Origin of the sequence: Rheinheimera sp., from assembly GCF_036568245.1 — a bacterium.
Taxonomy (GTDB): domain Bacteria; phylum Pseudomonadota; class Gammaproteobacteria; order Enterobacterales; family Alteromonadaceae; genus Alishewanella.
On record NZ_DATCSY010000218.1, the window covers coordinates 1 to 8,360 of the forward strand.

The following is an 8,360-nucleotide window of genomic DNA, read 5'->3' on the forward strand; positions in this document are numbered from 1 at the left end:
ACCCGTTTTCATTTCGCGCCGACCCCAACTTCTGAGCAAAACCTGTTAAATGAGCAAGTGAAACCAGCAGATATTTTTGTTACCGGTAACACTGTGATCGATGCACTGCTGCAGGTGGTGGCGAAAATAGACAGCGATCAGGCGTTAAGTGAAGAGTTCGCAGCTAAATTTCCGTATGGCCAAAATGGCCGGCGGCTTATTCTGGTTACAGGCCACCGGCGTGAGAGCTTTGGCGGTGGTTTTGAGAATATTTGTGCCGCACTTAAGCAATTGGCACAGCAGTTTGCAGATTGCGATATCGTTTACCCGGTGCATTTAAACCCGAACGTGCGCGAGCCGGTGTTCCGCCTGTTGTCAGATGCAAACAATATCCATCTGATAGAGCCGCAGGATTATCTGCCGTTTGTCTATCTGATGAGCCGCAGCACCCTGGTATTGACAGATTCAGGTGGCATTCAGGAAGAAGCCCCGTCCCTGGGTAAACCTGTGCTGGTGATGCGCGACACCACTGAGCGCCCTGAAGCGGTGGAAGCAGGTACCGTCAAACTGGTGGGTACCGATACTCAGGTTATTATCAGCGAAGTCACTAAACTGCTGACGGACAAAGCGTATTACGATAGTATGAGTTTCGCGCATAACCCCTATGGTGACGGTAAAGCCTGCCAGCGCATTATTGATGCAATAAGATCAGATGTCTGCGTAAAAAGCTGACATACGGAGTAGTGAATATGGATATTCTTCGAAATCTGCAAGCTTCCCCCAAGCGCTGGCTAATTACCGGCTGTGCAGGTTTTATTGGCTCTAACTTACTGGAAACCTTATTAAAGGCGAACCAGCAGGTAGTGGGGTTGGATAACTTTGCGACCGGCTATCAGCGTAACCTTGACGAAGTACAGCAACTGGTTAGTCCGCAGCAGTGGGCTAATTTTACTTTTATTAAAGGTGATATCCGAAGCTCAGCAGATTGTCAGCAGGCATGCAGTGATGTCGACTACGTCCTGCATCAGGCCGCACTTGGCTCTGTGCCGCGTTCAATTGCCGATCCTATTACCAGCAACGATACCAATATCAGCGGCTTTTTAAATATGCTTGTAGCCGCGCGTGATGCCGGCGTTAAACGTTTTGTTTACGCTGCATCCAGCTCAACTTATGGTGACCATCCGGCGCTGCCAAAAGTTGAAGATGCGATTGGCAAGCCATTGTCGCCTTATGCCGTGACGAAATACGTCAACGAACTGTATGCCGATGTTTTCTCCCGCAGCTACGGTTTTCACAGCATAGGCCTGCGCTATTTTAATGTGTTTGGCCCAAGACAGGACCCCAATGGCGCTTATGCGGCAGTTATTCCGAAATGGACTGCAGCCATGATTGCCGATCAGAACGTTATGATTAACGGCGATGGTGAAACCAGCCGTGATTTTTGCTTTGTCGACAATGCCGTGCAGGCGAACATACGTGCAGCACTGGCAGATATCGAACATTCAGAGGTATTTAACGTTGCACTGGGTGATCGTACTACATTGAATGAATTATTTGCTGCCATTGCAGACAGTTTGGCTGACAATGGCATTCATTACCAAAAGACAGCACAATATGGCGATTTTCGTGCCGGCGATGTGCGCCACTCTCAGGCCGACATCAGTAAAGCACAGCATATGTTGGGTTATACCCCACAGTATCGCATCCGCGAAGGCCTTTCGCTCGCGATGCCATGGTATATTCAGCAACACAGCTATAGTAAAAGCTAATTTCTCCCGTAAACGGAATTACACAGGATGTTCAAGATGAAGAATATTGCAGACAGTCAGATTGCCATTATTGGTTTAGGTTATGTCGGCCTGCCATTGGCAGTTGAGTTTGGTAAGCATTATGCCACTTTGGGGTTTGATATTAACAAAGCCCGTATTGCAGAGCTGAACAATGGCGAAGACCATACGCTGGAAGTCAGTAGCGAAGAGTTAAAACAAGCCGACAAGCTGCGCTACAGTTGTGAGCTGGACGATTTACGCAGCGCCAATGTATTTATTGTTACGGTACCGACCCCAATAGACAAACACCGTCAGCCCGATTTAACCCCACTGATTAAAGCCTCTGAAACCTTGGGTAAGGTGATTAAGAAAGGCGATATCGTCGTATACGAGTCAACGGTTTACCCGGGCGCCACAGAAGAAGACTGTATTCCGGTGATAGAGCGCGTATCAGGCCTTAAATACAACGTGGATTTTTTTGCCGGTTACAGCCCTGAACGGATTAACCCGGGTGACAAAGAGCACCGTGTAACGACGATTAAAAAAGTCACCTCTGGTTCAACGCCGGAAATCGCAGAATTTGTCGATAGCCTGTACGGCAGCATTATTACCGCCGGTACCTACAAAGCCAGTTCTATTCGCGTGGCTGAAGCGGCAAAAGTGATTGAGAACACCCAGCGTGATTTGAATATTGCGTTAATCAATGAGCTGGCAGTTATTTTTAACAAATTGGGTATAGATACGGAAGAAGTGTTGCTGGCTGCAGGCACCAAGTGGAACTTTTTGCCGTTCAGGCCTGGTCTGGTGGGCGGGCACTGTATTGGCGTAGACCCGTATTACTTAACTCATAAAGCACAGGCGATAGGTTATAACCCGGAAGTTATTCTGGCCGGTCGTCGCATTAACGACAGTATGGGCCGTTACGTGATCAGCCAACTGGTTAAAGCGATGATTAAACGCTGTATCCAGGTAAGTGGCGCCAGAGTGTTGGTAATGGGCTTAACGTTTAAAGAGAATTGCCCGGATATCCGTAACACGAAAGTGGTCGATATTCTTGCCGAGCTAAAAGAATATGGTGTGGTTGCAGATGTGTTCGACCCCTGGGTAGATGCAGCTGAAGCTGAACATGAATATGGCATAACGCCAATTGCGCAGCCTGAAGCAGGCAGTTACGATGCGGTGATTCTGGCGGTAGGCCACAAACAGTTCCGTGACATGGGCGCCGCTGGTATTCGTGCTCTGGGTAATGCTGACAGCATACTGTATGATCTGAAATATGTACTCAGTACTGCCGACAGCGATTTGCGGCTGTAATTGTTAAATTGATGCTTTCTGCTCTTAACGCCGATGCTTTATAATCGGCGTTTTGCTTTTCTGAACTGGTATAAATGAACGTCATTGCAGCTCCGCTGGCTGATAGTCTGATCTTTGAACCTGAGCGCTTTGGTGATCAGCGTGGTTTTTTTCAGGAAAACTTCCGTGTGGCTGATTACCGCTTGGCCGGTATTGAAGATGAGCTGGTGCAGGATAACTGGTCACGGTCAGTTAAAGGTGTATTGCGTGGCATGCACTTTCAGCATCAGGCCCCACAGGGCAAGTTAATCAGTGTGATGCGTGGTGAGATTTATGATGTCGCGGTAGATGTGCGCAGGCATTCAGCTAACTTTGGTCGCTGGCAAGCCGTGGTGTTGTCTGAGCATAAACCGCAACAGTTATGGCTGCCGCCCGGTTTTGCCCATGGCTTTTTGGTGTTGTCTGATGTCGCGGATGTGATTTATAAAACCAGTCACTACTACAATCAGGCTGACGAGGGTGCATTTTCCTGTTTCTCGGCTGAACTTGGTATCTCTTGGCCTGACTTGCCTTATATACAGTCTGCTAAAGACAGCGCTGCGGCAGATTTCCACGAGATTTTCGCTTGAAAACCCTGCTTATAACCGGTGCTGCAGGCCAGTTGGGCCAGTTGTTGCAGCGGCAGTATGCCGCACAGCGACAATTCAAGGTGTTAGCCTGCGACAGTGCAATGTTAGACATCACTGATGACAGCGCACTGCAGCGGCTATTCAGTGCCGTAAGGCCTGATATCGTTATCAACTGCGCTGCTTACACTGCGGTTGACAGTGCTGAACAACAGCCAGAACGCTGTATGCTGGTCAATGCTGTGGCCAGTGCCTCGCTGGCAGGCCTTTGCCGGCAATATGACAGTTTGCTGATCAGTTTCTCCACGGATTACGTATTTGATGGTCAGCACAATGCACCTTACACCGAGTCAGACCCGGCTTCGCCGCTGAATCTGTATGGCAAGTCTAAGTTACTGGCGGAAGACGCTGTAGTACAGGCCGGAAGATACATCACGTTTCGAACCAGTTGGTTGTTCAGTGCACTGCCTGGCAACTTTGCCAGTTCTATATGGCGGCGAGCTGTGCGTGGTGAACCTGTTAGTGTCGTCAGTGATCAGCTAGGCGGGCCGACACCGGCCAGTGCTCTGGCAGAGACGGTTTACCGCCTTACAATGGATTATGCTGCACAGACTTGTTTACCTTACGGCTTGTATCACTTTTGTGGATACCCGTATTGCAGTTGGTATGATTTTGCGAAGGCGATATATCAGCTGGCGGCACCACAACATCAGCATTGCCTGACGGCAATTAACAGCCCTTTCCCCGGTAGTTTGGCAGCACGTCCTGCCTATTCTTGTCTTAATAGCAGCTTATTTCAGCGCACATTCACGCAACCTGCCACAGACTGGCGCACCGAAATTGAGTCGTATGTAAAAAAAATGCGCGTTTAGTTCGTGTATCCGGCTTGGCAGGTAAAAAAAATTCGATAATCAGCAACAAAGCCTATAGAATTCTCAACTTGGTCTGGCCTGATGATATCGACAGATAAAAGGACATATTTTCTGTTTCAGGTCCACTGCAGAGCACTATAAACCAATAAGAACCGGAGCGACGAGTGGTTAATTTCGTTAAATATTTGGCATTCTCTCTGTTTTTTGCGCTACCGCTGTACAGTCTTGCGCAAACTGTCACCCCCGCCATGATGGAGCAGTTCAAACAGCTACCCAGAGCGCAGCAAGAACAGCTGGCTAAGCAATACGGTATAAATCTCAGTGAATTGGGGCTTGATAGTGCAGCCCAGACAGATACTGATACTACCGATACCGATCAGGACAATCGGTTAAAGCGCCGAAAACAACAGCTTGAGCAGAAAAAGCTCGAAGAAGACGATAAACCAAAGCGTTTCGGCCTGAACATGTTTGATGAGGCCAGTTCAGTCTTTGCGCCGGCAAAGAATTTGCCGGTACCGGACAATTATATTTTGGGGCCGGGCGACAAACTGTTACTGCAACTGTTTGGCAAACTAAACCGCGATATTCAAGCAGAAGTAAACCGTGATGGCGCTGTAAACATTGCCGAGATGGGGGCTGTACAGGTATCAGGTTTACGTTACGCCGAAGCAAAGCAGCTGATTATTGAACGGGTACGGCAGCAGCTTCTGGGTACAGATGTAGCCGTCAGCATGGGATCTCTGCGGACAATTAACGTATTAATCGCTGGTGAGGCAAAGTATCCGGGCTCGTATAATTTGCCGGCGCTAAGTTCAGTAACCCAGGCCCTTTATGCCGCCGGTGGGGTAAGTGATATTGGTAGCCTGCGGCAGATTTCGGTACAGCGCTCAGGCAAAAGTGTTGCAACCTTTGACCTGTACGCCTTGCTGTTAAAAGGCGATGCCAGAAACAACCTGCATTTAAAAGACGGCGATGTGATTTTTATCGCACCGGTAAGTGCTATTGCAGAGGTCGCCGGAGAAGTGCACCGGCCTGCACTGTATGAAGTGGCTGCAGATGACTCGCTGCTGGATCTGCTGAACATGGCCGGCGGTGCCAAGCCCGGAGCTTACCCGCAGCAAGCTGTATTACAGCGTTTTAACGATCAGCATCTGCGCGATTACCTCAGTGTTGATTTAACAGATAAGGCGCAACAACAGATAAAAGCCCGTGCTGGCGATGTGCTCAGAGTCGGCGCGACTTCGCCACAAATCAAAAATTCAGTGACACTGGCCGGAGCGGTGGCCCGTCCGGGAGTGCATGCCTGGCGCCAGGGCCTGCACCTGACAGACTTACTGGGTTCAAGATGGTCAGATTTACAGCGTACGGCAGATCTGAACTACGGTATTGTGCTGCGTGAAGTGAATACACTGGGTGACGTTGAGGTGTTGCAATTCCGCCTTGCCGATGCAATAGCACAGCCGGCAGGTAGCGAAAATATAGAGTTGCAGGCCCGTGATACTGTGATCGTGTTTCACAATGCGCTGCAGACTTATCAGCGCTCAGCGTTAAACAAATATCTGCGCGATGCATTGGAAAAACGTTTTGATATTGCCGTTGAATTACGTTGGTTAAATCAGCTGGACCTGGCGGAAGAAGGCTTCAGGCTCATGTCAGAACAGGAACAACTGACAGAAGAGCTACTGAATGAAGAAATTAATAAATTCAGACAGGGAGAAAGCCGCTTATATGCTGAGGATATTTCTAAGCCGGATCAGCAAAAAGCCCTGAAAGAGAATTTCAGCTATTTACTGCAGCACGTGTTGGATGACCCTGAACTGATAAAGCTGACGCCTCATCTTACCCGTACCGAACTGTTATATCCGGTATTGGAAAAGTTGCGCTTGCAGGCCCGTAACGGTGCGGAGCCACAGCTGGTCAGTGTCAGCGGTGAAGTGTTGGTAGAAGGCGAGTACCCACTGGCTAAAAATGCTGATGTACGGGATCTGATCGACGCGGCCGGTGGCCTGAAAGACTCGGCATTTTTACGCCGGGCCGAGTTGTCCAGAGCAATCAGCCGTGCTGATGCAACACGCGGCCTGAACATCGAACACTCTACAGTAGACTTGGCCGAGGTGCTGTCGGGCGGCCAGACACTGAAACTGGCAAGCCGTGACAGGCTTAATGTGTTTCCTGTACCGGAATGGGATCTGGACCGTACTATTGAACTTACCGGGGAAGTGAAGTTTCCGGGGGTTTACACCATTCAGCAGGGTGAAATGCTCGCTGACGTGTTAAAGCGTGCCGGAGGGGTAACTGCCAATGCCTTTGTTGACGGCTCAGTGTTTACCCGTGAGCAAATCCGTGAGCGTGAAACGCAGCAGCTGAAAAAGCTCAGTGAACAGTTGCGCGCCGATATCGCCGCCAAATCGCTTTCAAGTGAAACGGCCAGAATTACACCTGAAGACGCTATTACCATGATTAGTGAAATTGAAAAGGTGAAACCGGTCGGTCGGTTAGTGGTGAATCTGCCAATGATTATGGCTGGCGACCCGTCAGCAGATTTGCCGGTAGAAGACGGTGACAAGCTGCATATCCCACGAGTAAACAATACCATTGCTATTGTTGGTGAGGTTCAGCATCCGAGCAGCCACCGTTTTGCCGCGAACCTCGCGCTGGATGATTACCTGAAATTAGCCGGTGGTTTCCGTAAACGCGCAGACCAGGACCGGGTTTATGTGATACGGGCTGATGGCTCGGTTATGGTACCGGAGAACAGCTGGTTCAGTGTCAGCAAAAATAGCCTCAAAGCCGGTGATACTATCGTGGCGCCGCTGGATACCGAATACAAAGATAACTTAAGTCTGTGGGCGCAGGTTACGCAGATTTTCTATCAGAGTGCGGTCGCAATAGCAGCATTGAACAGTTTCTAACAAACGGAATAGTGATGAGTAAAGACTTAACTAACGACGTCGGCTATGCCAATGACGAAATCGGACTCAATGAACTGTTTAGTGAAATCTGGCGCGTTAAATTCTGGCTGGGCGGCATTTCCTTTCTGGTTGCGGTGATAGTGGCCGCCTACAGCCTGACGCTACCAAACATTTATCGTTCGGAAGCACTGGTCGTGCCGGTTGAAGACGGTGCAGGCGGCAAACTGGGCAGTTTAGCCGGTCAGTTTGGTGGCCTGGCGTCACTGGCGGGTATCAGTCTGGGTAAAGGCGATAGCAACAAAAGTGTTATCGCGCTTGAGAAACTAAAGTCACGTGAGTTTTTCTTTAAGTTCGCCGAAAAGCATCAGATTCTGGTGCCGCTTATGGCTGTTAAAGAGTGGGACCCACAAAGCGACAAGCTGGTGTTAGATGCTGACATATACAATGCTGACACTGATACGTGGGTTCGCAACGTTAGTTGGCCTAAGCAGCCTAAACCCAGTTTGCAGGAAGCTCACAAAGCTTTTTTAGACTCTCTGACGGTGTCACAGGACAAAACCACGGGCATGGTCAAAATCATGCTGGAGCATGTTTCACCAACGATTGCGCGTGATTGGACAACAGCCCTGATTACAGATTTGAACGAAGAAATGCGCCAGCGCGATATCGCTGAGGCGCAATCGAGCATTGCCTATCTGGAACAGCAGGTTGCTGATACCAAAATTACTGAAATAAAAACGGTGCTTTATCAGCTGATCGAAGAGCAAACTAAAACGCTGATGCTGGCCAACGTCAAGCCAGAATACATTCTGGAAACTGTGGATGCAGCCATAGTGCCGGAAAAGAAATACAAGCCGGGTAGAGCGGTTATGGTGATAGGTGCCGCAGTAGTGGTATTTATCGGCGGGG

At 49.4% G+C, this 8,360-nt stretch carries 7 protein-coding genes; all 7 read left to right on the plus strand.

Annotated elements, in window-relative coordinates; translation table 11 throughout:
* Window positions 1–711, plus strand: a 711-nt coding sequence (gene wecB, locus VIN66_RS10120; RefSeq protein WP_331923872.1) for a non-hydrolyzing UDP-N-acetylglucosamine 2-epimerase, incomplete at its 5' end; no start/stop codon positions are given.
* 17 nt (window positions 712–728) lie between these two features.
* A complete protein-coding gene (locus tag VIN66_RS10125) occupies window positions 729–1,748 on the plus strand; it encodes an SDR family oxidoreductase (RefSeq protein ID WP_331923873.1) in 1,020 nt (339 codons plus the stop codon).
* A 36-nt stretch (window positions 1,749–1,784) separates the two neighbouring features.
* On the plus strand, window positions 1,785–3,062 hold the full coding sequence (tviB, locus tag VIN66_RS10130; protein ID WP_331923874.1) for a Vi polysaccharide biosynthesis UDP-N-acetylglucosamine C-6 dehydrogenase TviB: 1,278 nt from the start codon (window positions 1,785–1,787) through the stop codon (window positions 3,060–3,062).
* Window positions 3,063–3,136: 74 nt separating this feature from the next.
* Entirely contained in the window at window positions 3,137–3,670 is a 534-nt protein-coding gene (gene rfbC, locus VIN66_RS10135; RefSeq protein WP_134053877.1) for a dTDP-4-dehydrorhamnose 3,5-epimerase, read from the plus strand.
* Window positions 3,667–4,539 (plus strand): dTDP-4-dehydrorhamnose reductase, encoded by an 873-nt coding sequence (rfbD, locus tag VIN66_RS10140; protein WP_331923875.1) that lies wholly within the window; start codon window positions 3,667–3,669, stop codon window positions 4,537–4,539. The genes rfbC and rfbD overlap by 4 nt, the downstream gene beginning before the upstream one ends.
* Before the next feature lie 164 nt (window positions 4,540–4,703).
* Window positions 4,704–7,451: an SLBB domain-containing protein gene (locus tag VIN66_RS10145; protein ID WP_331923876.1), complete on the plus strand. Its 2,748-nt coding sequence runs from the start codon at window positions 4,704–4,706 to the stop codon at window positions 7,449–7,451.
* Between the two features lie 14 nt (window positions 7,452–7,465).
* Window positions 7,466–8,360: Wzz/FepE/Etk N-terminal domain-containing protein (locus tag VIN66_RS10150; RefSeq protein ID WP_331923877.1), on the plus strand; the 895-nt coding region annotated here is incomplete at its 3' end.

Coding starts and splice junctions, on each gene's coding strand:
- tviB (WP_331923874.1), top strand. CDS start 1,785: ATGAAGAATATTGCAGACAGTCAGATTGCCATTATTGGTTTAGGTTAT.
- rfbC (WP_134053877.1), top strand. CDS start 3,137: ATGAACGTCATTGCAGCTCCGCTGGCTGATAGTCTGATCTTTGAACCT.
- VIN66_RS10125 (WP_331923873.1), top strand. CDS start 729: ATGGATATTCTTCGAAATCTGCAAGCTTCCCCCAAGCGCTGGCTAATT.